Here is a 23,668-nt window from a genome sequence, read left to right as displayed (position 1 = left end):
CCAGAGCCAAACGCAGCGCACCTCACAGTCCAGGCTTCGGGACTGCCCGCCACCAGGCGGTTACCGGCGGCAGAATAGGGACCATGCCAATACCCACCCGCGCCGCGCTCGTCGACCACCTAGTCCGCTCCCGCATCGCCGGCGACGTCGCCACGCCCCGCGAGAACAACCTCAGCCACTACAGGAAGCTCGCGAACGGCGACCGCCACTACTGGCTCGGCCTGGAGCTCGGCGACCGCTGGACCGACGAGCAGGACGTCCTCGCGGTGATGGCGGAGCGCTGCGGTGTCGTCGACGACGACGCGCACCGGCACGGGCAGGACACCATCGACCCGGAGCTGACGGTCGACGCCCTGGAGCGGATGGCGGCGCGGCTGCGCAAGGCGGCGGCCGGCAAGGAGAGGGTCCTTTTCGCCACCGGCCACCCCGGAGGCCTGCTCGACGTGCACCGCGCGACGGCCGCCGCCCTGCGTACGGCGGGCTGCGAGATCGTCGTCATCCCGGAGGGCCTCACCGCCGACGAGGGCATGGTCTTCCAGTTCGCGGACGTGGCGATGCTGGAGCGCGGCGCGACCCTGTGGCACACGCACTCCCCCGAGCCGATGAACGCGATCCTGGACGGCCTGGAGCGCGAGGGGCGCCCGCTGCCGAACCTCGTCGTCGCCGACCACGGGTGGGCCGGACGGGCGGGCCAGCGCGGCATCGACTCCATGGGGTACGCGGACTGCAACGACCCGGCGCTGTTCATCGGCGAGGCCGAGGGCACCCTCCAGGTGACGGTTCCGCTGGACGACCACGTCACCAGCCCGCGCTTCTACGACCCGATGACGGCCTACCTCCTGGACGCGGCGGGTCTCACGGCCACGGGTTGAGCCCTTCCTCGCGGCGCTGGGCGTACCCCGGCGTCGGGTCCAGATAGACCCGCCGTACGCCGGGAAACCGCTCCCGCACCCGCCGCTCGGCCTGCTCGCAGGCCCATTCGATCTGCGCCGCCGTCGAGGCGTCCCGGAAGTCGACCTTGGCGGCGACCAGGGCCTCGCGCGGTCCCTGGAGCAGCGTCGTCAGTTCGAGCACGGCCTCGACGTGCTCGGAGGCGAGGAGTTCGTCGCGGATCTCCTTGCGCATCGGCTTCGGCAGCGGGCGCCCGATGAGGAGCTGCGCGTTGCTGCGCCCGAGCACCCAGGCCACGTACAGGAGCAGCGCGCCGATGCAGAGCGAGGCCACACCGTCCCAGACGCCGGAGCCGGTGAGCTGCCCGCCGAGCAGCCCGAGTGCGGCGAGGACGAGTCCGGCGAGGGCGGCGGAGTCCTCCATGACGACGGCTTTCACGGCGGTGTCGGGCGTGTAGCGCAGGTAGCGCCCGAAGGAAGCCCCGAAGCGCTCCGCCTCGCCGCGGGCCTGCTTGACGCCGGTGCGCAGGGAGTAGCCCTCCAGGAGGAAGGCGATGGCGAGCACGATGTACGAGATGAGCGGGTCGCCGAGCTCCTCGCCGGCGACCAGCGTGTGGATGCCGTCGTAGATCGAGAAGACGGCGCCGCCGACGAAGGTGGCGACGGCCGCGAGCATCGCCCAGATGTAGCGCTCGGGGCCGTAGCCGAGCGGGTGGTCCTCGTCGGCGGGCTTCTCGCTGCGTTTCAGGGCGGTGAGGAGCAACAGCTCGGTGACCGTGTCGGCCAGGGAGTGCGCCGCTTCGGAGAGCATCGCGCTGGAGCCGCTGATGACACCGGCGACGGCCTTGGCGACGGCGATCCCGAGGTTGGCGACGGCGGCGACGATGACGGTGAACGTGCTCTCGCCGCCGCCCTCCGGCGGCTCGGGCTGGGCTCTGTCGACCTGCTCGCTCATGTATCGGACGGTATGTCCGATCACCGGGGAACGCGAAACGTCGACCGGGGGCGGCGCTCCGTTCCGGTCAGCGCGGGACGCGGACGACGCCCTCCTGAATCACCGTCACCGCGAGCTGTCCGTCCTGCGTCCAGATCCGCGCCTGACCGAGACCGCGGCCGCCGGACGCGGACGGCGACTCCTGGTCGTACAGGAGCCATTCGTCCGCCTTGAAGGGGCGGTGGAACCACATGGCGTGGTCGAGCGAGGCACCGACGACGTCACCGACCGCCCAGCCGCCGCGGCCGTGCGCGAGCAGCACCGAGTCGAGGAGCGTCATGTCGGAGACGTACGTGGCGAGGCAGACGTGCAGCAGGGAGTCGACGGTGTGGTTGGCGTAGTCGTCGAGCTTGCCGTTCGTGCGGAACCACACCTGGGAGCGCGGTTCGCGCGGCTGCCCGACGCTGGCCCAGGGCGGCGCGTCCACGTAGCGCAGGTCGACGGCCGCGCGGGCCTCGATCAGGCGGTCGGCGACGTGCTGCGGGAGATGGCGGGGCAGCATCTCGGCGGCGGTCGGAAGTGTCTCCGGGTCCGGTGCCGACGGCATCCCCGTCTGATGCTCCAGGCCCTCTTCGTACGTCTGGAAGGACGCGGAGAGGTGGAATATCGGCTGCCCGTGCTGGACGGCGACGACCCGGCGCGTGGTGAAGGAGCGCCCGTCGCGGATCCGGTCGACGGTGTAGACGATGGGCGCGCCCGGGTCCCCGGCACGCAGGAAGTACGCGTGCAGGGAGTGGGCGGGCCGATCGGCGGGGACGGTGCGCCCGGCCGCCACCAGCGCCTGGGCGGCCACCTGGCCGCCGAAGACGCGCGGGACGAGCGCCGAGCGGCTCTCGCCCCGGAATATGTCCTCCTCGATCTGCTCCAGGTCGAGCAGATCGAGGAGTGACTCAAGTGCCTTGTTCATGAATCCAGTTCTACAGGGCGGTCTTTACAGGCCCATGTCCTCAGAGGCCCATGTTCTTGGCGATGATCATCTTCATGACCTCGCTGGTGCCGCCGTAGATGCGGTTGACGCGGTTGTCCGCGTACAGGCGGGCGATGGGGTACTCGTTCATGAAGCCGTAGCCGCCGTGCAGCTGGAGGCACTTGTCGATGACGCGGTGGGCGACCTCGGTGTTGAACAGCTTCGCGGAGGCGGCCTCGGCGGCGGTCAGCTCGCCCGCGTCCAGGGCCTCCAGGGCGCGGTCGGCGACGGCCTCGGCCGCGTCCACCTCGGCCTGGCAGGCGGCCAGCTCGAACTTGGTGTTCTGGAAGGAGGCGACCGTCTTGCCGAAGACCGTGCGGTCCTGGACGTACTCCTTGGCGAACCGCACGGCGGCCTTGGCCTGCGCGTACGCGCCGTAGGCGATGCCCCAGCGCTCGGAGGGGAGGTTGCTGCCGAGGTAGTAGAAGCCCTTGTTCTCCTCGCCGAGGAGGTCCTCGACGGGCACCTTGACGTCGACGAACGCGAGCTCGGCGGTGTCGGAGGTCTTCAGGCCGAGCTTGTCGAGCTTGCGGCCGATGGAGTAGCCCTCGGACTTGGTGTCGACGGCGAAGAGGGAGATGCCGTAGCGGCGGTCCTCGGCGGTGGGCGCGGAGGTGCGGGCGCAGACGATCACGCGGTCGGCGTGCACGCCGCCGGTGATGAAGGTCTTGGAGCCGTTGAGGACGTAGTGCGTGCCGTCCTCGGAGAGCTTGGCCGTGCTCTTCATGCCCGCGAGGTCGGAGCCGGTGCCCGGCTCGGTCATCGCCAGGGCCCACATCTCCTCGGCGGAGACGAACTTCTCGAGGTAGCGCTTCTTCTGCTCGTCGGTGGCGAGCGCCTTGATGTAGGGCAGGGCGAGCAGGACGTGGACGCCGGAGCCGCCGAAGGTGACGCCCGCGCGGGCGGTCTCCTCGTACTGGATGGCCTCGAACTTGTGGGTGTCCAGGCCCGCGCCGCCGAACTCCTCGGGGACGTTGATGCCGAACAGGCCGAGCTCGGCCAGCTTGTAGTAGAACTCGCGCGGCACCTGGCCCGCCGCGAACCACTCCTCGTGGACCGGGACGACCTCGGCCTCGATGAAGGCGCGCAGGGTCTCCCGGAACGCCTCGTGGTCCTCATTGAAAACGGTACGGCGCACGGGGGGACTCCTTCGGAACGACACCAGGCTCGGGCGGGCAGCAAGCAGACACAACACGACTAAGCGCTTGCTCAGACAAACGTTACCCGCCGGTCACCGGACCGTCCAGAGAGAAGCCCTGTCGCTCCCGTCACGCCACGGCGGCCGCGAAGGCCCCGCGGGCAAGGCCGTGCAACAGCTCGGCCATGGCCGTACGGCTGGGCAGCACGTCGCGGCGGCTCAGGTGCGGCGTGGAGTTGAGCAGCCCGAAGACGGCGTGCACGCAGACGCGGGCCTCGTTCTCGGCGAGGTCCGGATAGACCTTGCGCACGACGTCGACCCAGATCTCCACGTACTGCCGCTGGAGCTGGCGGACCAGCTTGCGGTCGGTGTCCCGCAGCCGGTCGAGCTCGCGGTCGTGCAGGGTGATCAGGGAGCGGTCGTTCAGGGCGAAGTCGATATGCCCCTCGATGAGGGCGTCGAGCACCTGCTCCGGCGATCCGTCCGCGTCGGCCACGCACCGCTTGCCGCCGGTCAGGAGCTGTCCGCTGATGCCGACGAGCAGCTCGGCGAGCATCGCGTCCTTGCCCGCGAAGTGGCGGTAGAGGCCGGGGCCGCTGATGCCGACGGCGGCCCCTATCTCGTCCACTCCGACTCCGTGGAAGCCGCGCTCGGCGAAGAGCCGGGCGGCTTCCTTGAGGATTTGCTCGCGCCGGGTGGGGGCGTCGGTTCTGGTGGCCATGGAATCAATTCTAGACAGGGCGGTTAGCGCTCGTTAACCTTAATGAAACGCGTTAACGCTCATTAACCGAGCAAGGGGGCTCGACTGATGGTGCAGGCACCGGTGCTGACGAGCGCGGCTGATCCCGCGTCCGAAGCATGGCGGACGAACGAGGCGGCGCACACCGCCCTCGTCGAAGAGCTGCGGGCCAAGCTCGCGGCGGCCAGGCTCGGCGGCGGCGAGCGGGCCCGCACCCGCCATGTCGCGCGCGGCAAGCTGCTGCCCCGCGACCGCGTGGACGGCGTGCTGGACCCCGGCTCGCCCTTCCTGGAGCTGGCACCCCTCGCGGCCGACGGTCTGTACGGCGGGGACGCACCGGCCGCCGGAGTCATCGCGGGGATCGGCCGGGTCTCCGGGCGCACCTGCGTGATCGTCGCCAATGACGCCACCGTCAAGGGCGGGACGTACTACCCCATGACGGTGAAGAAGCACCTGCGCGCCCAGGAGGTCGCGCTGGAGAACCGCCTCCCCTGCCTGTATCTGGTGGACTCGGGCGGCGCCTTCCTGCCCATGCAGGACGACGTCTTCCCGGACCGCGAGCACTTCGGGCGGATCTTCTACAACCAGGCGCGGATGTCCGGTGCGGGCATCCCGCAGATCGCGGCCGTGCTCGGCTCGTGCACGGCGGGCGGGGCGTATGTCCCCGCGATGAGCGACGAAGCGGTCATCGTCCGCAATCAGGGCACGATCTTCCTCGGCGGCCCGCCCCTGGTGAAGGCGGCGACCGGCGAGGTCGTGACGGCCGAGGAGCTCGGCGGCGGCGAGGTCCACTCGCGGGTCTCCGGAGTGACGGACCACCTCGCGGAGGACGACGCGCACGCGCTGCGGATCGTGCGGACCATCGTCTCCACGCTCCCCGAGCGCCGCGAACTCCCCTGGACCGTCCAAGCCGTCGAGGAGCCCAAGGTCGACCCGCTCGGCCTCTATGGAGCGGTGCCCACGGACTCCCGCACCCCCTATGACGTCCGCGAGGTCATCGCGCGCGTGGTCGACGGCTCCCGCTTCGCCGAATTCAAGGCGGAGTACGGCACGACGCTGGTGACGGGCTTCGCCCACATCCACGGCCACCCGGTCGGGATCATCGCGAACAACGGCATCCTGTTCTCCGAGTCCGCCCAGAAGGGCGCGCACTTCATCGAGCTCTGCGACCAGCGCGGCATCCCCCTCGTCTTCCTGCAGAACATCTCCGGCTTCATGGTCGGCCGGGACTATGAGGCGGGCGGCATCGCCAAGCACGGCGCCAAGATGGTGACGGCCGTGGCCTGCGCGCGCGTGCCGAAGCTGACGGTCGTGATCGGCGGTTCGTACGGCGCGGGGAACTACTCCATGTGCGGCCGGGCCTACTCCCCCCGCTTCCTGTGGATGTGGCCGAACGCCAAGATCTCCGTGATGGGCGGCGAGCAGGCCGCCTCGGTCCTCGCGACCGTCAAGCGCGACCAGATCGAGGCGCGGGGCGAGGAGTGGTCGGACGCGGACGAGCAGGCCTTCAAGGACCCGGTCCGCGCCCAGTACGAAGCGCAGGGCAACGCCTATTACGCCACCGCGCGGCTGTGGGACGACGGTGTGATCGACCCCATGGAGACCCGGCAGGTCCTCGGCCTCGCCCTGACCGCGTGCGCCGAGGCCCCGCTGGGCGAGCCCGGTTTCGGCGTCTTCCGGATGTGAGGGGCGGACGATGAGCGACTTCCAGCAAGGGACCATCTCCGGGAGAGGGACGATGTTCGACACGGTTCTGGTCGCCAACAGGGGCGAGATCGCGGTCCGCGTGATCCGGACGCTGCGGGCGCTCGGCGTGCGCTCGGTCGCCGTGTTCAGCGACGCGGACGCGGACGCCCGGCATGTGCGCGAGGCGGACACGGCCGTGCGCCTGGGCCCCGCGCCGGCCTCGGAGAGCTATCTGTCGGCCGAGCGGCTGCTCGAAGCGGCGGCCCGCAGCGGCGCGCAGGCGGTCCATCCGGGGTACGGCTTCCTCGCGGAGAACGCCGAGTTCGCACAGGCCTGCGCGGACGCGGGCCTGGTCTTCATCGGGCCGCCCGCTTCGGCGATCGACCTGATGGGCGACAAGATCCGCGCCAAGGAGACGGTGCAGGCGGCCGGGGTCCCGGTCGTCCCCGGCTCCTCGGGTAGCGGCCTGACCGATTCCCAACTGGCCGACGCCGCCAGGGAGATCGGCATGCCGGTGCTGCTCAAGCCGTCGGCGGGCGGCGGCGGCAAGGGCATGCGGCTCGTGCGGGACGCCGCCCTGCTCGCGGACGAGATCGCCGCCGCGCGACGCGAGGCGCGCTCGTCCTTCGGTGACGACACGCTGCTCGTGGAGCGGTGGATCGACCGCCCCCGGCACATCGAGATCCAGGTCCTCGCGGACGGCCACGGCAACGTGGTCCACCTCGGCGAGCGCGAGTGCTCGCTCCAGCGCCGCCACCAGAAGATCATCGAGGAGGCGCCCAGCGTCCTGCTCGACGAGGCCACGCGCGCGTCGATGGGCGAGGCCGCCGTCCAGGCGGCGCGCTCCTGCGGGTATGCGGGCGCGGGCACGGTGGAGTTCATCGTGCCGGGCAAGGACCCGTCCTCGTACTACTTCATGGAGATGAACACGCGGCTCCAGGTGGAGCACCCGGTGACGGAGCTGATCACCGGCATCGACCTGGTGGAGTGGCAGCTGCGGGTCGCCGCCGGTGAGGAACTGCCGTACGGGCAGGAGGACATCACGCTCACCGGGCACGCGATCGAGGCCCGCGTCTGCGCCGAAGACCCCTCACGCGGCTTCCTGCCGTCCGGCGGCACGGTCCTCGCCCTGCACGAACCGCAGGGCGACGGCGTGCGCACCGACTCCGGGCTGAGCGAGGGCACGGAGGTCGGCAGCCTGTACGACCCGATGCTGTCGAAGGTCATCGCGTACGGTCCCGACCGCCCCACCGCCCTGCGCAAGCTGCGCGCCGCCCTCGCGGAGACGGTCACCCTGGGGGTGCCGACCAACGCGGGCTTCCTGCGGCGGCTCCTCGCCCATCCGGCGGTGGCCGCCGGCGAGTTGGACACGGGCCTGGTCGAGCGCGAGGCGGAGAGCCTCGTCCCCCAAGGCGTCCCGGACGAGGTGTACGAAGCCGCCGCGGCCGTCCGCGCCGCCGCCCTGGAACCGACCGGCGAGGGCTGGCGCGACCCGTTCTCGGTCCCGCGGGGCTGGCGCATGGGCGGCACCCCCGCCCCTCTGACGCACCACCTGAGGGTGCCGGGACACGAGCCCGTCGCGCACATCGCGGGTGCGGGCCCGCGCACGGTGGAGCCCGGCCGCGTCACGGTCCACGTGGACGGCCTCACCCACACCTTCCACCGCGCCGCCGACTGGCTGGGCAGGGACGGCGACGCCTGGCACGTCCAGGACCACGACCCCGTGGAGGCCGGCCTCACGGGCGCCGCGCACGCCGGGGCCGACGCCCTGACCGCCCCCATGCCGGGCACGGTCACGGTCGTCAAGGTGTCCACCGGCGATCACGTGACGCAGGGGCAGAGCCTCCTCGTGGTGGAGGCCATGAAGATGGAGCACGTCATCTCCGCCCCGCACGCGGGCACCGTCAGCGAACTCGACGTCACACCGGGCGCGACCGTCGCCATGGACCAGATCCTGGCCGTGGTGATCCCCGACGACACGGACGAGGCGGACGGCACGGAGGAGGACAGGAAATGACCACCGACGCACGGCCCGGCGGCCTCCCCATGGCCGTCCCCACCCAGGACCTCCCGCCCCGCGTCCGCATCTACGAGGTGGGCGCCCGGGACGGCCTGCAGAACGAGAAAGCGGTCGTCCCCACGGAGATCAAGGCGGAGTTCATCCGCCGCCTCGCCGCCGCGGGTCTCACGACCGTCGAGGCGACCAGCTTCGTGCACCCCAAGTGGGTGCCCCAACTGGCCGACTCCGAGCAGCTGTTCCCGCTCGTACAGGACCTCGAAGGGGACAGGAAAGCGCGGCTCCCCGTCCTGGTCCCGAACGACCGCGGCCTCGACCGCGCCCTGGCGCTCGGCGCCCGCAGCATCGCGGTCTTCGTCAGCGCCACGGAGTCCTTCGCCAAGGCCAACCTCAACCGCACGATGGCCGAGGCCCTGGCCATGTCGGAGCCGGTCGTGACCCGCGCACGCGAGCAGAAGGCGCACGTGCGGGGCTATCTCTCGATGTGCTTCGGCGACCCGTGGGAGGGCCCGGTGCCCATCGCGCAGGTCGTCCGCACGGCGAAGGCCCTGATGGACATGGGCTGCGACGAACTGAGCCTGGGCGACACCATCGGCGTGGCCACACCGGGCCATGTCCTGTCCCTCCTTGCCGAGTTGAACGAGGAGGGCGTGCCGACGGACCGCATCGGCGTGCACTTCCACGACACGTACGGCCAGGCGCTCGCCAACACCCTCGCCGCCCTCCAGCACGGCGTGCGCACGGTCGACGCGTCGGCGGGCGGCCTCGGCGGCTGTCCGTACGCGAAGAGCGCCACCGGCAACCTCGCCACCGAAGACCTCGTATGGATGCTCGACGGCCTCGGCATCGAGACCGGGGTCGATCTCGGCCGCCTCAGCGCCACCAGCGCGTGGATGGCCGAACAACTGGGCCGACCGAGCCCGTCCCGCACCGTCCGTGCCCTGACGGGCACCTCCCACCAGGAGCAGTGAAGAACGATGGACCACCGTCTGTCCCCCGAGCACGAGGAACTCCGCCGCACGGTCGAGGAGTTCGCGCACGAAGTCGTCGCCCCGAAGATCGGCGACCTGTACGAGCGCCACGAGTTCCCGTACGAGATCGTCCGCGAGATGGGCCGCATGGGCCTGTTCGGCCTGCCCTTCCCCGAGGAGTACGGCGGCATGGGCGGTGACTATCTCGCCCTCGGCATCGCGCTCGAAGAGCTGGCGCGGGTCGACTCCTCCGTGGCGATCACCCTGGAGGCGGGCGTCTCGCTCGGCGCCATGCCGATCCACCTCTTCGGCACGGACGAGCAGAAGCGGGAGTGGCTGCCGCGGCTCTGCTCCGGTGAACTGCTCGGCGCCTTCGGCCTGACCGAGCCGGACGGCGGCTCCGACGCGGGCGGCACGCGCACGACCGCGGTGCGGGACGGCGACGAGTGGGTGATCAACGGCTCCAAGTGCTTCATCACGAACTCCGGCACGGACATCACGGGTCTGGTCACGGTCACCGCCGTCACCGGCCGCAAGGCGGACGGCCGTCCGCTCATCTCCTCGATCATCGTGCCGTCCGGGACGCCCGGCTTCACGGTCGCAGCGCCGTACTCGAAGGTCGGCTGGAACGCCTCGGACACCCGCGAGCTCTCCTTCTCGGACGTGCGGGTCCCGGCCGCGAACCTCCTCGGCGAAGAGGGCCGCGGATATGCCCAGTTCCTCCGGATTCTCGACGAGGGCCGGGTCGCCATCTCCGCGCTCGCGACGGGCCTCGCGCAGGGCTGCGTCGACGAGTCCGTGAAGTACGCCAAGGAGCGGCACGCCTTCGGCAAGCCGATCGGGGCGAACCAGGCGATCCAGTTCAAGATCGCCGACATGGAGACGCGGGCGCACATGGCGCGGGTCGGCTGGCGGGACGCGGCGTCGCGCCTCGTCGGCGGGGAGCCCTTCAAGAAGGAGGCGGCGATCGCGAAGCTCTACTCCTCCACGGTCGCCGTCGACAACGCCCGCGAGGCCACGCAGATCCACGGCGGGTACGGCTTCATGAACGAGTATCCGGTGGCCCGGATGTGGCGGGACTCCAAGATCCTGGAGATCGGCGAGGGCACCAGCGAGGTGCAGCGCATGCTGATCGCCAGGGAGCTGGGCTTCGCGGGGTAGCGGGGTAGTGAGGCAGCGGGGGCTGGTCGGGACGGACCGGGCAACGGCCGGATAACCATTCCCGGGCTGGGGAAGGCGACCGCGAGCGGCCACTGGACTTCCGCTTAGGTTAGGTTAGCCTAAGCGCTGATTCCGGCCAGTGGCCACTCGCCACCGTCCTCACGAAAGCAGAGACCTCATGCCGAACGCCCGCTTCCCCCAGCCCTCCCGCCGCGGCATCCTCGCCGCCGGCGGCGCCCTCGGCCTCACCGCCCTGCTGGCAGCCTGCGGCGACGAGAAGAAGGACGGCTCGGGCGCGGCGGACTCCGGTGACTCCGGCCCCTGGAGCTTCAAGGACGACCGGGGCACGACCGCCAAGAGCAAGGGCACCCCGAAGAACATCGTCGCCTTCACCGGCGTCGCCGCCGCCCTCTTCGACTACGGAGTCGAGGTCAAGGGCGTCTTCGGCCCGACGAAGACCAAGGACGGCAAGGCGGACGTCCAGGCCGGCGACATGGACATCAGTAAGCTGACGATCATCGGCAACGAATGGGGTCAGTTCAACATCGAGAAGTACGCGGGCCTCGCCCCCGACCTCCTCGTCTCCACGATGTTCGACGACGCCGGCACCCTCTGGTACGTCCCCGAGGAGAGCAAGGACAAGATCCTCAAGCTCGCCCCGAGCGCCGGCATCAGCGTCTACGACCGCCAGATGACCCAGCCCCTCCAGCGCCTGCTCTCGCTCGCCGAGTCGCTCGGCGCGGACGTGAAGGCCGAGAAGGTCGTCAAGGCGAAGAAGCGCTTCGAGGCCGCCGCCGAGCGCCTGCGCAAGGTCGCCAAGGCGAACAAGGACATCAAGGTCATGGTCGGCTCGGCCAGCCAGGACATCTTCTACGTCTCCGGCACGAACCTCTCCGCCGACCTGGAGTACTTCAAGTCCCTCGGCGTGAACTTCGTCGAGCCGTCCGAGGCCGCCAAGAAGGAGAGCGGCGGCTGGTTCGAGAACCTGAGCTGGGAGAACGTCAACAAGCACGGCGCGGACGTCATCATGATGGACAACCGCACCTCCGCGCTCCAGCCCGCCGCCCTGGACAAGTCCAAGCCGACGTGGGCGAAGCTGCCCGCGGTCAAGGCCGGCCAGGTCATCCCCCGCGTCACCGAGCCCATCTACTCGTACGACAAGTGCGCCCCGATCCTCGAGGACCTCGCCGACGCCATCGAGAAGGCCAAGAAGGTCAGCTGACCCTTCGTCCGAGGCCCGCACAGCACAGCCCGACAGCACGGCCCCACAGCACAGCCCTCTCCGCATTTCGGAGAGGGCTGTTCCGTTTTTCTGCCTCTTGGTGACCGAGGGGACCCCCTGGGTTTAAGTCAGAGGAAGTTAGGTTAGGCTTGCCTCACTTCCCCCAAGTCCCCTCACCCCGAGGAAGTTCATGCGCTCGCACCTGCTCAACGACACCACCGCGGAGCGTTACCGCAGCTCCGTGACCGAAGGAGTCGAGCGGGTGGCGGCCAGAATCGCCACCACCTCACGCCCTTTCACCGGCGTCTCCGTAGACGACCTCGCGCCCCGCATCGAGGCCGTCGACCTGGACGAGCCCCTGCACGACACCATCGCCGCCCTGGACGAGCTCGACGAGCTCTACCTGCGCGACGCCGTGTACTTCCACCACCCGCGCTATCTCGCGCACCTCAACTGCCCGGTCGTCATTCCGGCCGTGCTCGGCGAGGCGGTGCTCTCCGCCGTCAACTCTTCCCTCGACACGTGGGATCAATCCGCCGGCGGCACACTGATCGAGCGCCGTCTGATCGACTGGACCGCCGAACGCATCGGGCTCGGCCCGGCCGCCGACGGCGTCTTCACCAGCGGCGGCTCGCAGTCCAACCTCCAGGCCATGCTGCTCGCCCGCGAGGAGGCCGCCAAGGCCGGAAAGCCGGCCTCCGAGCTGCGCATCTTCGCCTCCGAAGTGGGCCACTTCAGCATCCAGAAGGCCGCGACGCTGCTCGGCCTCGGCGAGGACGCCGTGATCGTCATCCCCACCGATCACGACAAGCGCATGCAGACCGTGGCACTCGCCCGCGAGCTGGAGCGCTGCCGCGACAACGACCTCACCCCCATGGCGGTCGTCGCCACGGCGGGCACCACCGACTTCGGCTCCATAGACCCGCTCCCCGAGATCGCCGAACTCTGCGAGCAGTACGGCACCTGGATGCACGTCGACGCGGCATACGGCTGCGGGCTGCTCGTCTCGCTCAAGAACCGGCACCTCCTCGACGGCATCGACCGCGCCGACTCCGTGACCGTGGACTACCACAAGTCCTTCTTCCAGCCGGTGAGTTCCTCCGCCGTCCTGGTCCGCGACCGGACGACGCTGAGCCACGCGACGTACCACGCGGAGTACCTCAACCCGCGCCGCATGGTGCAGGAGCGCATCCCCAACCAGGTCGACAAGTCCCTCCAGACGACGCGGCGCTTCGACGCCCTCAAGCTGTGGATGACGCTGCGCGTGATGGGCGCCGACGCCGTCGGCGAGCTCTTCGACTCCGTCTGCGACATGGCGGACGAGGGCTGGCGGCTGCTGGCCGCCGACCCGCGCTACGACGTCGTCGTGGAGCCCCAGCTCTCGACGCTCGTCTTCCGCTACATCCCCGGGTCGATCTGCGACCCGACCGCGATCGACCGCGCCAACCTGTACGCCCGCAAGGCGCTGTTCGCCTCCGGTGACGCCGTCGTCGCGGGCACCAAGGTCGGCGAACGCCAGTACCTCAAGTTCACCCTGCTCAACCCCGAGACGACGGTCGCCGACATCACGGCCGTCCTCGATCTGATCGCCGGCCACGCCGAGCAGTACCTGGGAGAGACCCTTGACCGCGCTTCCTGATCACCGAGAACCACTGGAATCAGTGGGACCGGTGGAACCCCTGGACTTCATCGGTATCGGCCTTGGCCCCTTCAACCTCGGCCTCGCCTGTCTGACCGAACCCATAACCGAGCTCAGCGGCCTCTTCCTGGAGTCCAAGCCGGACTTCGAGTGGCACTCGGGCATGTTCCTGGAGGGCGCTCACCTCCAGACCCCGTTCATGTCGGACCTCGTCACCCTCGCGGACCCGACGTCGCCGTACTCCTTCCTCAACTATCTGAAGGAAGCCGGGCGCCTCTACTCGTTCTACATACGCGAGAACTTCTATCCGCTGCGCACCGAGTACAACGACTACTGCCGCTGGGCCGCCGCGAAGCTCTCCTCGATCCGCTTCAGCACGACGGTGACCGAGGTGACGTACGCCGACGACCTGTACGTCGTGCACACCTCCACCGGCGAAACGCTGCGCGCCCGCCACCTCGTCCTGGGAACCGGCACCCCGCCGCACATCCCCGAGGCGTGCGCGGACCTCGGCGGGGACTTCATCCACAACTCCCGCTATCTGCAGGGCAAGGCGGAGCTCCAGCGCAAGAAGTCGATCACGCTCGTCGGCAGCGGCCAGTCCGCCGCCGAGATCTACCAGGACCTCCTGAGCGAGATCGACGTCCACGGCTACCAGCTCAACTGGGTCACGCGCTCCCCGCGCTTCTTCCCCCTGGAGTACACCAAGCTGACCCTGGAGATGACCTCTCCGGAGTACGTCGACTACTTCCACGCACTGCCGGAAGCGACCCGCTACCGCCTCCAGGACCAGCAGAAGACGCTCTTCAAGGGCATCGACGGCGACCTGATCAACGACATCTTCGACCTGCTCTACCAGAAGAACCTCGGCGGCCCGGTGCCGACGCGCCTGCTCACCAACTCCTCGCTGCAGAGCGCCCGGCACGAGAACGGCACCTACACCCTGGGCCTGCGCCAGGACGAGCAGGGCAAGGACTTCGATCTTGAGTCCGAGGGCCTGATCCTGGCCACCGGCTACCAGTACGCCACCCCGGACTTCCTGGAGCCGGTGCGCGACCGCATCCGCTGGGACGGCCGCGGCCGCTTCGAGGTCGCCCGCAACTACTCGATCGACACCACGGGACGCGGCATCTTCCTGCAGAACGGTGCCGTGCACGCCCACTCCCTGACCAGCCCGGACCTGGGCATGGGCCCCTACCGCAACGCGTACATCATCGGTGAGCTGCTCGGCGCGGAGTACTACCCCGTCGAGAAGGCCATCGCGTTCCAGGAGTTCTCCGTATGAGCGACACCTCAGACCTCACCCTGCGCCCCCTCGACCCGCTGAAGGACGCGGAACTCCTGCACGGCTGGGTGACCCACCCCAAGGCCTCGTTCTGGATGATGCAGGAGGCGACGCTCCCCGACGTCGAGCGCGAGTACATGGCGATCGCCGCCCATGAGCACCACGACGCGTTCATCGGTCTGCACAAAGGCGTTCCCGCCTTCCTGATGGAGCGCTACGACCCGCGGTACGTCGAGCTCGTCGGCCTCTACGAGCCGCAGCCCGGCGACGTGGGCATGCACTTCCTCACCGCGCCTTCCGACGTCCGCATCCCCGGCTTCACCCGGGACGTGATCACCAAGGTCATGGCGACGCTCTTCGCCGACCCGGCGACCGCGCGCGTGGTCGTCGAGCCCGACATCGACAACACGGCGGTGCACGCCCTCAACGAAGCCGTCGGGTTCCGTGCTTCCGAAGTCATCCAGAAGCCGGAGAAGAAGGCTCTGCTGAGCTTCTGCACCCGCGAACAGTTCGAAACAGCAGTACGCGAAAGGGAATCGGCGATATGACCCTGTCCGACGCAACGGCGCACCTCTCCCCCGAGCGCTGGGAGCAGGCCAACCGCCTCCTCATCCGCAAAGCCGTCGCCGAGTTCTCCCACGAACGGCTGCTCACCCCGGAGCCGCTCGGCGAGGACAAATACGTCATCCGCAGCGACGACGCCCTGACCCGCTACCGCTTCACCGCCAAGCGCCTCCGTCTCGACCACTGGCAGGTCGACGCCGACTCGATATCGCGCCACCGCGACGGCACGGAACTCCCGCTGAACGCGCTGGACTTCTTCATCGAGCTGCGCACGGCGCTCGGCCTGAGCGACGAGATCCTGCCGGTCTACCTGGAGGAGATCTCCTCCACCCTCTCCGGCACCTGCTACAAACTGACCAAGCCCGCGATCCCGGCCGCCGAGCTCTCCCGCTCCGGCTTCCAGGAGATCGAGACCGGCATGACCGAGGGCCACCCCTGCTTCGTCGCCAACAACGGCCGGCTCGGCTTCGGCGTGCACGAGTACCTCTCGTACGCTCCCGAGACCGCGAGCCCCGTACGCCTGGTGTGGCTGGCCGCGAGCAAGGAGCGGGCCGCGTTCACGGCGGGCGCGGGCATCGACTACGAGTCGTTCCTGCGGGCCGAGCTCGGCCAGGAGACCCTGGACCGCTTCGACCGCAAACTCCGTGACCAGGGCCTGGCCCCCGAGGACTACCTCCTGATCCCGGCCCACCCCTGGCAGTGGTGGAACAAGCTCTCCGTGACCTTCGCGGCGGAGGTCGCCCAGCGGCATCTGGTCTGCCTGGGCGAGGGCGACGACGAGTACCTCGCCCAGCAGTCGATCCGTACCTTCTTCAACAAGAGCGACCCGGCCAAGCACTACGTCAAAACGGCCCTCTCGGTCATCAACATGGGCTTCATGCGCGGGCTTTCCGCTGCGTACATGGAGGCGACCCCGGCGATCAACGACTGGCTCGCGAACCTCATCGACACCGACGAAACCCTGAAGAAGACCGGCCTCACGATCATCCGCGAGCGCGCGGCCGTCGGCTACCGGCACCTGGAGTACGAGGCCGCGACCGACCGCTACTCCCCGTACCGCAAAATGCTCGCGGCCCTGTGGCGCGAGAGCCCCGTCCCGTCCCTCGCGGAGGGCGAGCAGCTGGCCACCATGGCCTCGCTCCTGCACACGGACCTGGAGGGCGCGTCCTTCGCGGGCGCCCTCATCGAGCGCTCGGGCCTCACCCCCGCGGAGTGGCTGCGCGGCTATCTGCACGCCTACCTGACGCCGCTGCTGCACAGCTTCTACATGTACGACCTCGTCTACATGCCGCACGGCGAGAACGTCATCCTGGTCCTGAAGGACGGCGTCGTACAGCGGGCGATCTTCAAGGACATCGCCGAGGAGATCGCGGTCATGGACCCGGACGCGGTCCTGCCGCCCGCGGTCGAGCGGCTGCGGGTCGAGGTCCCCGACGACCAGAAGCTCCTGTCGATCTTCACGGACGTCTTCGACTGCTTCTTCCGCTTCCTGTCCGCGAACCTCGTCACCGAGGGCCTGGTGGACGAGGAGACGTTCTGGAACGCCGTCGCCGAGTGCGTCACGGCGTACCAGGAGGCCACGCCCCAGCTGGCCGACAAGTTCAAGCAGTACGACATGTTCGCCCCCGAGTTCGCCCGGTCCTGCCTGAACCGGCTCCAGCTGCGGGACAACGAGCAGATGGTGGACCTCGCAGATCCGGCGGGCGCGCTGCAGCTGGTCGGGACGCTGAAGAACCCGATCGCGTAGACGGCCGCGCATAAGCCGAGTGGGCTCCCGGGACGCTGCAATCAATAGCGGCTCCGCCGCGGGCCGGGAGCCCACTCATATGCGTACGTACGTGCTTACTTGCCCGGCCAGGGCACCTCGGGCGACTTGTAGTAGCCGATGCCGAGGGCGTCCCAGCGCGGCCCCTGCTCGGCGAGCCGCTGCTTGTACGTGTTCCAGTCGTGCGTCGACGCGGGCGACCAGCCGAGCTCGGCGATGCCGGGAAGCCGCGGGAACGCCATGTACTCGATGTGCGCGGAGGTCGAGAGCGTCTCCGACCACAGCTCGGCCTCGACACCCTGGATCGAGTCCGCGGGCGCGCCCGCGAGATACGTCGCCGGGTTCCAGTCGTAGCTGCGCTGCACCGAGACATAGCCCGCCCAGGACAGGCCGAGCGGGGTGTCCTTGTCGTACTTCATGTCGAGGTACGAGCGGTCGGCGGGCGAGAGGACCAGCTTGGTGCCCTTCTTCGCCGCGTTCACCACCTGCTCGCGCTCGGCGGCGCCGGTGGCGTCGTAGCCCCAGTACTGCGCGAGGGCGCCCTTGGCGGGCGTGGCGCCGGTCAGCTGGTGCCAGCCGACCACGGTCTTGCCGTACTTGGCGACGACGGGCTGGACCTTGTTCATGAAGGTCACATAGTCCTCGTGGCTGGTGGAGTGCGCCTCGTCACCGCCGATGTGGATGTACTTGCCGGGCGTCAGGGCGGCGATCTCGCGGATGACGTCGTCCACGAAGTCGTACGTGACGCCCTTCTTCACGCACAGCGAGCTGAAGCCGACCTCGGTGCCGGTGTAGAGCGGCGGCGCGACGCCGTCGCAGTTCAGCTCGGCGTACGAGGCCAGTGCGGCATTCGTGTGACCCGGCATGTCGATCTCGGGGATCACTTCGAGCTGCCGCGATGCGGCGTACTTGACGATGTCCTTGTACTGGGCCTTCGTGTAGTAGCCGCCCTTGCCGCCGCCGACCTGCGTGGAGCCGCCGTAGGTCGCCAGCTTGGGCCAGGAGTCGATGGCGATGCGCCAGCCCTGGTCGTCGCTCAGGTGCAGGTGCAGCTTGTTGACCTTGTAGAGCGACATCTGGTCGATGTAGCGCTTGACCTTGTCGACCGAGAAGAAGTGCCGCGACACGTCGAGCATCGCGCCGCGGTGCTCGTAGCGGGGCGAGTCCTCGATGGTGCCGCCGGCGACCAGCCAGGGGCCCTTCTGCTTCGTCTTCTGCTCGGCGGCTGCGGGCAGTTGCTGGCGCAGCGTCTGGACGCCGTAGAAGAGGCCCGCGGCCTTGCGGGCCGTGATGGTGACGGAACCGCGCTTCGACTCCAGGCGGTAGCCCTCGTCGCCCAGGGACTTGTCCTTGGAGTCGAGCCGCAGCCGGATGCCGTCGCGGCCCCCGTCGTCGGTGACCTTCAGGGAGTAGCCGGTGGAGGGGCGCAGGACGTCCGCCAGATAGCTGCCGATGCGGTGCGCGTCGCGCGAGTCGCCGACCCGGATGCGGGTCTTGGAGCTGATCTCGTACGGGGAGCCGCCGGGGTCGGCGGACGCCGGGGCCGGAATGACCTGGCCGAGCGGGGTCGGGGTGGTGGCCGTGGCTGCCTCCTTCACGCCGCTGCCGCCGCCGGGCACAGCGGCCACGGACGAGAATCCGGCCGCGGCGACGAGCAGCAGCGAGCCGAACAGACGGGTCGATCTGTGGTGCTGTCTCACGAGCGGGTCCCTTCGACGGGCCGTCACTGTGGTGCAACGCAATCGAACGGTCACCATGCGTACCCTGCACCCCGTGGCGGGTCAAGGGTGTAGACCACTTCGGCCGCCCTCCGATGGAAGAATCGTCGCATGGCGGAAATCATCCAGCGCGACGGGACCTGGACCTTCGACGGAGAGACGCTGCGCCTTGTGCCGGGACGCGACAAGAACGTGTCCCTGCTGCGCAAATCGCTGGGAGAACTGGCCGTGCCGCTGGCCGCGCTGGCGGGCATCGCCTTCGAGCAGGGCAAGAAGACGGGGCGTCTGAGGCTGCGTCTGCGGGACGGCGCCGACCCCTTGCTGCAGGCTGCCGGCGGCAAACTGGGGGAAGCGGAGGATCCGTACCAGCTCGCGGTGGAGTCGGACCGCTACGGGGTCGCGGAGTACGTCGTGGACGAGGTCCGCAACGCCCTCCTCATCGAGCAGGTGCCGCCCGTGTCCTGCGAGAGCTATCTGCTTCCGGGCCCTTCGGTGCCGCTCTCGGTGTCGGCGGGGGACGGCACGGCGAGCTTCGACGGGGAGCACATCCGCCTGGAGTGGAACTGGAAGACGGAGGAGGCGAAGTCGGCGTCCGGCACGCGCACGCTGGCCCTCGCCGATGTCGCGTCGGTGGAGTGGCAGCCCGCGGTGGGCCTGGAGAACGGCTATCTCCGCTTCACCGTGCGGCACTCGCCCACCAAGGCCCCGCCGAAGTACGACCCGAACTCCGTCGAGCTGTGGGGCTTCAAGAAGGACCCGCTGATGGCGCTGGTCGCGGCGGCCGTACAGGTCCGCCTTCCGCATCCGGCGGGGGCGCCGGGCGCCGCGGAGTCCGCGGAGGCTCCGGCCGCCCTGGCTGCGGCTGCCGCTCCCGCTCCGGCGCCCGCCGAGGACGATCACGACGCGCTGCTGCGCCGACTGCGTGAGCTGGGCGAACTGCACAAGGCCGGGATACTCACCGACGAGGAGTTCTCCCTCGCCAAGCAGGCGATCCTGAAGCGCATGTAGGGCGATCCCGGAGCGCGTGGAGGGCGATCCCCAGCCCATGTAAGCCGCCGGGGCTTATTTTCGACGCGACCCTGCCCGATTCCGGGCAGGATTGTTGCACCCGGAGGGCTATTCCCTCAGGATCAACGAATGCACGACGACCTGGTGGACCATCTGACCCGCAGCACCCCGCTCCAGCGGGGCGAAGCGCTGCGGGTCATCCAGGACGTGCTCGCCTACTTCGACGAGACGACCGAAGCGTTCGTCCGTCGCCGCCACCGCGAACTGCAGGGTCAGGGCCTGCTGAACGCGGCGATCTTCGAGCAGATCTCGGCGGACCTCGAATACCGCGCGGTCGCGCCGCCCGAGCTCACGCTCCGGCAGTTGCGTCGCATCATCTACGGCTAGGAAACCCTCTATGTGTGGAATCGTCGGTTATATCGGCAAGCGTGACGTGGCCCCCCTCCTCCTCGAAGGTCTCCAGCGCCTGGAGTACCGCGGCTACGACTCCGCGGGCGTCGTCATCACCAGCCCCAAGGCGTCGGGCCTGAAGATGGTCAAGGCGAAGGGCCGCGTCCGCGACCTGGAGGCCAAGGTGCCCGCCCGCTTCAAGGGCACCACCGGCATCGCCCACACCCGCTGGGCCACCCACGGCGCCCCCTCCGACGAGAACGCCCACCCGCACATGTCCGGCGACGACAAGGTCGCCGTCGTCCACAACGGCATCATCGACAACGCCTCCGAGCTGCGCGCCAAGCTCACCGCCGACGGCGTCGAGTTCCTCTCCGAGACGGACACCGAGGTCCTGACCCACCTCATCGCCCGCTCGCAGGCGGACAAGCTGGAGGAGAAGGTCCGCGAGGCCCTGCGCCACGTCGAGGGCACGTACGGCATCGCCGTCCTGCACGCCGACTTCAACGACCGCATCGTCGTCGCCCGCAACGGCTCCCCCGTCGTCCTCGGCATCGGCGAGAAGGAGATGTTCGTCGCCTCGGACGTCGCCGCGCTCGTCTCGCACACCCGCCAGGTCGTCACCCTCGACGACGGCGAGATGGCCACCATCAAGGCCGACGACTACCGCACGTACACCACCGAGGGCTCCCGCACGACCGCGTCGCCGACCACCGTGGAGTGGGAGGCGGAGTCGTACGACATGGGCGGCCACGACACGTACATGCACAAGGAGATCTTCGAGCAGCCCGACGCGGTGGACCGCGTCCTGCGCGGCCGCATCGACGACCGCTTCTCCACCGTGCACCTGGGCGGCCTCAACCTCGACGCGCACGACGCCCGCAAGGTGCGCCGCGTCAAGATCCTGGGCTGCGGCACCTCGTACCACGCGGGCATGATCGGCGCCCAGATGATCGAGGAGCTGGCCCGCATCCCCGCCGACGCGGAGCCCGCGAGCGAGTTCCGCTACCGCAACGCGGTCGTGGACCCCGACACCCTCTACATCGCGGTCTCCCAGTCCGGCGAGACCTACGACGTGCTCGCCGCCGTCCAGGAGCTCAAGCGCAAGGGCGCCCGCGTCCTCGGCGTGGTGAACGTGGTCGGCTCCGCGATCGCCCGTGAGGCCGACGCGGGCGTGTACGTCCACGCGGGCCCCGAGGTCTGCGTCGTCTCCACCAAGTGCTTCACCAACACCACCGTGGCCTTCGGCCTGCTCGCCCTGCACCTGGGCCGCATCCGCGACCTGTCGGTCTCCGACGGCAAGCGGATCATCGAGGGCCTGCGCAAGCTGCCCGGCCAGATCTCGGAGATCCTCAAGCAGGAGGACGAGATCAAGAAGATCGCCAAGCAGTACGCGGACGCCCGCTCGATGCTCTTCATCGGGCGCGTACGCGGCTACCCCGTCGCCCGCGAGGCCTCCCTCAAGCTCAAGGAGGTCTCGTACATCCACGCCGAGGCCTACCCCGCGTCCGAGCTCAAGCACGGCCCGCTCGCGCTCATCGAGCCCGCCCTGCCGACGGTCGCGATCGTCCCGGACGACGACCTCCTGGAGAAGAACCGCGCCGCCCTCGAAGAGATCAAGGCCCGCAGCGGCAAGATCCTCGCGGTCGCGCACCAGGAGCAGGAGAAGGCCGACCAGACCATCCTCGTCCCGAAGAACGAGAACGAGCTCGACCCGATCCTGATGGGCATCCCGCTCCAACTGCTCGCCTACCACACGGCATTGGCCCTGGGCCGGGACATCGACAAGCCCCGCAACCTCGCCAAGTCCGTCACGGTCGAGTAGTCCCCGCAGCCCGGAGCGGTCACCGCACCCCGGACATGAACGACCCCTCGCGCGTGCCACCAAACGCGCGAGGGGTCGTTCTTCAAGGGGCGGGGGCGCCCATTCCCCCGACCCGCGCCTGCCTCAGCCGGTGGCCGTCACTCCACGGTCGGCAGGTTGTCGTGCCACTAGTACGTACCCTTCACAAGGGCACAACCCACCTTTACGCACGAGTAGATTTATCTACACGGCAAGGAAGTTGACGCCACGCCACCCGTGTCCCACCTGGGACAAAGGGACGTTACGGAATGACGACCACGGGCCGTTGCGCGCGGCGCGCGAGCCGGCCCGCGACCGAGCCGAAAATGCGCCCCACGATCCCGTGCGTCGATCCGACGACGATCGCGTCCGCGGAGTACTCGCGGCCGACCTCTTCGAGTTCGTGGCAGATGTCGCCGCCGCGCTCCACCAGGATCCACGGCACCTCGGCGAGATAGTCCGCACAGGCCAGTTCCAGGCCGAGCACTTCCGTGCGGTGGTCCGGCACGTCGACGAAGACCGGCGGCTCGCAGCCCGCCCACACCGTGGTGGGGAGTCTGTTGGCGACATGCACGATGATCAGCCCGGACCCGGAGCGATGGGCCATCCCGATCGCGTACGAGAGAGCGCGCTCACTGGAGGTCGAGCCGTCGAAACCGACGACGACCCCGTGCCGGAAGGCCGGATCGCAGGAGTGACGTGGTTCTTCCGCCGCCTGGGGGGTCGTCGTGGGATCGGCGACCTGCCGCTTGCGGTCCGCTGGAGGTTCGGAGAATTCGTGACCGGCCATGGGTGTCTCGGCGAAGGAGTCCTCTGTGGGAGGGTCGGCTCTGTTCGGGTCGTACGGCTCCGGGTGGAGCGGGTCGGACAGATCAGACAGGAGCGGGCAGGGACGAGGAGGAGCGGCGACGACCACCGGAGCTGTGTCCGGGAATCATCTTCCCAACCCCATACCCCCAAGGGTACGGCGACACTCCTCTCCTGCCCAGAGCTTGCCGTCCGCCCTGCGGGAGCCTCACGGCGTTCACCGGAGCATGCATGAGCAGCGCCCGTATGGCAATGGTTGCTGCCTCCTACAGGCGGTTTGGGCACCCACCCGCAGGGTCCTGCTTCGGCCACAAGGTCTACGCCAGTGACCGGCCGGGCGACCACGCGTTGAACTCCGGTACGCCACCGCCACAGGGAGCCCGCCGTGCCTGGACCGTCGTCCGTGTCCTCACAAGTCACGACCTCCTCGCGAGCCACGACGCAGGGCCGCCGCCGCGCCCCGCAGGGGGCGCACGAGCGTCCGCGCGGCGCTGTCCCGGCGCCGCGCGCCGAAGGTCCGACTCCCGCGCCCGCGCAGGACTCGGTGAGCGATGTCGTGCGCTGGGCCGCCTTCAGTTGCGTCCTGGTCCCCGTCGTCCTTGTGGGCTACGGGACGTCGCTGGCCGGAGCCGCGGGGGCGGCCCTGGGTCTCGTGGCCGTGACGGGGGTCTGCCGGCTGCTCCTGCGGCAGTCGGAACGGGGGACGGCGCGGCTCGTCGAGGAGCGGGGCGAGGACCGCCGCGGACGGCACGGGCGGGCGGGCGCAGGGGCGCACAGGGGCGGTCGGCATGCTGGTGGGTCTGCGCCGGGGGACTGACCGATTCGCGCGTACTCCCCCGTTACTTTTCAGCCAACTTCCTATGG

The 23,668-nt window shown here is 69.5% G+C and carries 20 protein-coding genes; 14 read left to right on the top strand and 6 right to left on the bottom strand.

The window, feature by feature from the left end; all coding sequences use genetic code 11:
• The first annotated feature begins 83 nt into the window (after positions 1-83).
• Positions 84-872, top strand: a complete 789-nt coding sequence (locus tag ABZ906_RS30060; protein WP_361186364.1) for a phosphatase — start codon at positions 84-86, stop codon at positions 870-872.
• On the opposite strand, the gene ABZ906_RS30055 is transcribed toward ABZ906_RS30060, so the two are convergent.
• The 4 genes from ABZ906_RS30055 to ABZ906_RS30040 form a co-directional block, all read right to left on the bottom strand.
• Positions 856-1,845 carry a cation diffusion facilitator family transporter gene (locus ABZ906_RS30055; protein WP_361387929.1) on the bottom strand — a complete coding sequence of 330 codons (990 nt, stop codon included), beginning with the start codon at positions 1,843-1,845 and terminating at the stop codon, positions 856-858. The two genes, ABZ906_RS30060 and ABZ906_RS30055, sit on opposite strands and share 17 nt — an antisense overlap.
• A 67-nt stretch (positions 1,846-1,912) precedes the next feature.
• Positions 1,913-2,791, bottom strand: a complete 879-nt coding sequence (locus ABZ906_RS30050) for an acyl-CoA thioesterase II (RefSeq protein WP_361186369.1) — start codon at positions 2,789-2,791, stop codon at positions 1,913-1,915.
• Between the two features lie 40 nt (positions 2,792-2,831).
• Positions 2,832-3,989, bottom strand: a complete 1,158-nt coding sequence (locus ABZ906_RS30045; RefSeq protein WP_190080337.1) for an acyl-CoA dehydrogenase family protein — start codon at positions 3,987-3,989, stop codon at positions 2,832-2,834.
• 130 nt (positions 3,990-4,119) lie between these two features.
• A complete protein-coding gene (locus ABZ906_RS30040; protein WP_361186372.1) occupies positions 4,120-4,710 on the bottom strand; it encodes a TetR/AcrR family transcriptional regulator in 591 nt (196 codons plus the stop codon).
• A gap of 87 nt (positions 4,711-4,797) precedes the next feature.
• Between ABZ906_RS30040 and ABZ906_RS30035 the strand changes: the two genes are divergently transcribed.
• From ABZ906_RS30035 to ABZ906_RS29995, 9 genes are all read left to right on the top strand, one after another.
• The gene (locus tag ABZ906_RS30035; RefSeq protein ID WP_361186374.1) at positions 4,798-6,414 is read left to right on the top strand and encodes a carboxyl transferase domain-containing protein; all 1,617 of its coding nucleotides are present in this window, start codon (positions 4,798-4,800) and stop codon (positions 6,412-6,414) included.
• Between the two features lie 52 nt (positions 6,415-6,466).
• Entirely contained in the window at positions 6,467-8,431 is a 1,965-nt protein-coding gene (locus ABZ906_RS30030) for an acetyl/propionyl/methylcrotonyl-CoA carboxylase subunit alpha (RefSeq protein WP_361387926.1), read from the top strand.
• A complete protein-coding gene (locus tag ABZ906_RS30025) occupies positions 8,428-9,402 on the top strand; it encodes a hydroxymethylglutaryl-CoA lyase (RefSeq protein WP_361387923.1) in 975 nt (324 codons plus the stop codon). Before ABZ906_RS30030 ends, ABZ906_RS30025 begins: the two co-directional genes overlap by 4 nt.
• Positions 9,403-9,408: 6 nt before the next feature.
• Positions 9,409-10,563 (top strand): acyl-CoA dehydrogenase family protein, encoded by a 1,155-nt coding sequence (locus ABZ906_RS30020; protein WP_361186383.1) that lies wholly within the window; start codon positions 9,409-9,411, stop codon positions 10,561-10,563.
• Between the two features lie 178 nt (positions 10,564-10,741).
• A complete protein-coding gene (locus ABZ906_RS30015) occupies positions 10,742-11,785 on the top strand; it encodes an ABC transporter substrate-binding protein (RefSeq protein ID WP_361387920.1) in 1,044 nt (347 codons plus the stop codon).
• A 190-nt stretch (positions 11,786-11,975) separates the two neighbouring features.
• Complete coding sequence (locus tag ABZ906_RS30010; RefSeq protein ID WP_361186386.1) at positions 11,976-13,424, top strand: aspartate aminotransferase family protein; 1,449 nt, start codon at positions 11,976-11,978, stop codon at positions 13,422-13,424.
• A 22-nt stretch (positions 13,425-13,446) separates the two neighbouring features.
• Positions 13,447-14,709, top strand: a complete 1,263-nt coding sequence (locus tag ABZ906_RS30005; RefSeq protein ID WP_361387917.1) for a lysine N(6)-hydroxylase/L-ornithine N(5)-oxygenase family protein — start codon at positions 13,447-13,449, stop codon at positions 14,707-14,709.
• Positions 14,706-15,257 (top strand): GNAT family N-acetyltransferase, encoded by a 552-nt coding sequence (locus tag ABZ906_RS30000; RefSeq protein WP_361186389.1) that lies wholly within the window; start codon positions 14,706-14,708, stop codon positions 15,255-15,257. The genes ABZ906_RS30005 and ABZ906_RS30000 overlap by 4 nt, the downstream gene beginning before the upstream one ends.
• On the top strand, positions 15,254-17,020 hold the full coding sequence (locus ABZ906_RS29995; RefSeq protein WP_361387914.1) for an IucA/IucC family siderophore biosynthesis protein: 1,767 nt from the start codon (positions 15,254-15,256) through the stop codon (positions 17,018-17,020). The genes ABZ906_RS30000 and ABZ906_RS29995 overlap by 4 nt, the downstream gene beginning before the upstream one ends.
• 95 nt (positions 17,021-17,115) lie before the next feature.
• On the opposite strand, the gene ABZ906_RS29990 is transcribed toward ABZ906_RS29995, so the two are convergent.
• Complete coding sequence (locus tag ABZ906_RS29990) at positions 17,116-18,738, bottom strand: beta-N-acetylhexosaminidase (protein WP_361387911.1); 1,623 nt, start codon at positions 18,736-18,738, stop codon at positions 17,116-17,118.
• Positions 18,739-18,867: 129 nt separating this feature from the next.
• On the opposite strand from ABZ906_RS29990, the gene ABZ906_RS29985 reads away from it, so the two are divergent.
• From ABZ906_RS29985 to glmS, 3 genes are all read left to right on the top strand, one after another.
• Positions 18,868-19,764, top strand: coding sequence for a DUF4429 domain-containing protein (locus ABZ906_RS29985; RefSeq protein WP_361186396.1), 897 nt, complete (start codon positions 18,868-18,870; stop codon positions 19,762-19,764).
• Positions 19,765-19,893: 129 nt separating this feature from the next.
• Positions 19,894-20,151: a hypothetical protein gene (locus tag ABZ906_RS29980; RefSeq protein ID WP_361186399.1), complete on the top strand. Its 258-nt coding sequence runs from the start codon at positions 19,894-19,896 to the stop codon at positions 20,149-20,151.
• Between the two features lie 10 nt (positions 20,152-20,161).
• Positions 20,162-21,979 (top strand): glutamine--fructose-6-phosphate transaminase (isomerizing), encoded by a 1,818-nt coding sequence (gene glmS / locus ABZ906_RS29975; RefSeq protein ID WP_361387908.1) that lies wholly within the window; start codon positions 20,162-20,164, stop codon positions 21,977-21,979.
• Positions 21,980-22,259: 280 nt separating this feature from the next.
• Here the strand turns inward: glmS and ABZ906_RS29970 are convergent, their stop codons facing one another.
• A complete protein-coding gene (locus tag ABZ906_RS29970; protein WP_361186403.1) occupies positions 22,260-22,787 on the bottom strand; it encodes a universal stress protein in 528 nt (175 codons plus the stop codon).
• 561 nt (positions 22,788-23,348) lie between these two features.
• Between ABZ906_RS29970 and ABZ906_RS29965 the strand changes: the two genes are divergently transcribed.
• A complete protein-coding gene (locus ABZ906_RS29965) occupies positions 23,349-23,621 on the top strand; it encodes a hypothetical protein (protein ID WP_361388052.1) in 273 nt (90 codons plus the stop codon).
• Positions 23,622-23,668 lie beyond the last annotated feature (47 nt).

The organism is Streptomyces sp. NPDC046925, from assembly GCF_040644915.1.
Classification (GTDB): domain Bacteria; phylum Actinomycetota; class Actinomycetes; order Streptomycetales; family Streptomycetaceae; genus Streptomyces.
This window is presented reverse-complemented; position numbering and strand designations above follow the sequence as displayed.

Coding starts and splice junctions, on each gene's coding strand:
- ABZ906_RS30050 (WP_361186369.1), bottom strand. CDS start 2,791: ATGAACAAGGCACTTGAGTCACTCCTCGATCTGCTCGACCTGGAGCAG.
- ABZ906_RS30035 (WP_361186374.1), top strand. CDS start 4,798: ATGGTGCAGGCACCGGTGCTGACGAGCGCGGCTGATCCCGCGTCCGAA.
- ABZ906_RS30030 (WP_361387926.1), top strand. CDS start 6,467: ATGTTCGACACGGTTCTGGTCGCCAACAGGGGCGAGATCGCGGTCCGC.
- ABZ906_RS29970 (WP_361186403.1), bottom strand. CDS start 22,787: ATGGCCGGTCACGAATTCTCCGAACCTCCAGCGGACCGCAAGCGGCAG.
- ABZ906_RS30025 (WP_361387923.1), top strand. CDS start 8,428: ATGACCACCGACGCACGGCCCGGCGGCCTCCCCATGGCCGTCCCCACC.
- ABZ906_RS30020 (WP_361186383.1), top strand. CDS start 9,409: ATGGACCACCGTCTGTCCCCCGAGCACGAGGAACTCCGCCGCACGGTC.
- ABZ906_RS30060 (WP_361186364.1), top strand. CDS start 84: ATGCCAATACCCACCCGCGCCGCGCTCGTCGACCACCTAGTCCGCTCC.
- ABZ906_RS30055 (WP_361387929.1), bottom strand. CDS start 1,845: ATGAGCGAGCAGGTCGACAGAGCCCAGCCCGAGCCGCCGGAGGGCGGC.
- ABZ906_RS29980 (WP_361186399.1), top strand. CDS start 19,894: ATGCACGACGACCTGGTGGACCATCTGACCCGCAGCACCCCGCTCCAG.
- ABZ906_RS29995 (WP_361387914.1), top strand. CDS start 15,254: ATGACCCTGTCCGACGCAACGGCGCACCTCTCCCCCGAGCGCTGGGAG.
- ABZ906_RS29985 (WP_361186396.1), top strand. CDS start 18,868: ATGGCGGAAATCATCCAGCGCGACGGGACCTGGACCTTCGACGGAGAG.
- ABZ906_RS30010 (WP_361186386.1), top strand. CDS start 11,976: ATGCGCTCGCACCTGCTCAACGACACCACCGCGGAGCGTTACCGCAGC.
- ABZ906_RS30040 (WP_361186372.1), bottom strand. CDS start 4,710: ATGGCCACCAGAACCGACGCCCCCACCCGGCGCGAGCAAATCCTCAAG.
- glmS (WP_361387908.1), top strand. CDS start 20,162: ATGTGTGGAATCGTCGGTTATATCGGCAAGCGTGACGTGGCCCCCCTC.
- ABZ906_RS30000 (WP_361186389.1), top strand. CDS start 14,706: ATGAGCGACACCTCAGACCTCACCCTGCGCCCCCTCGACCCGCTGAAG.
- ABZ906_RS30015 (WP_361387920.1), top strand. CDS start 10,742: ATGCCGAACGCCCGCTTCCCCCAGCCCTCCCGCCGCGGCATCCTCGCC.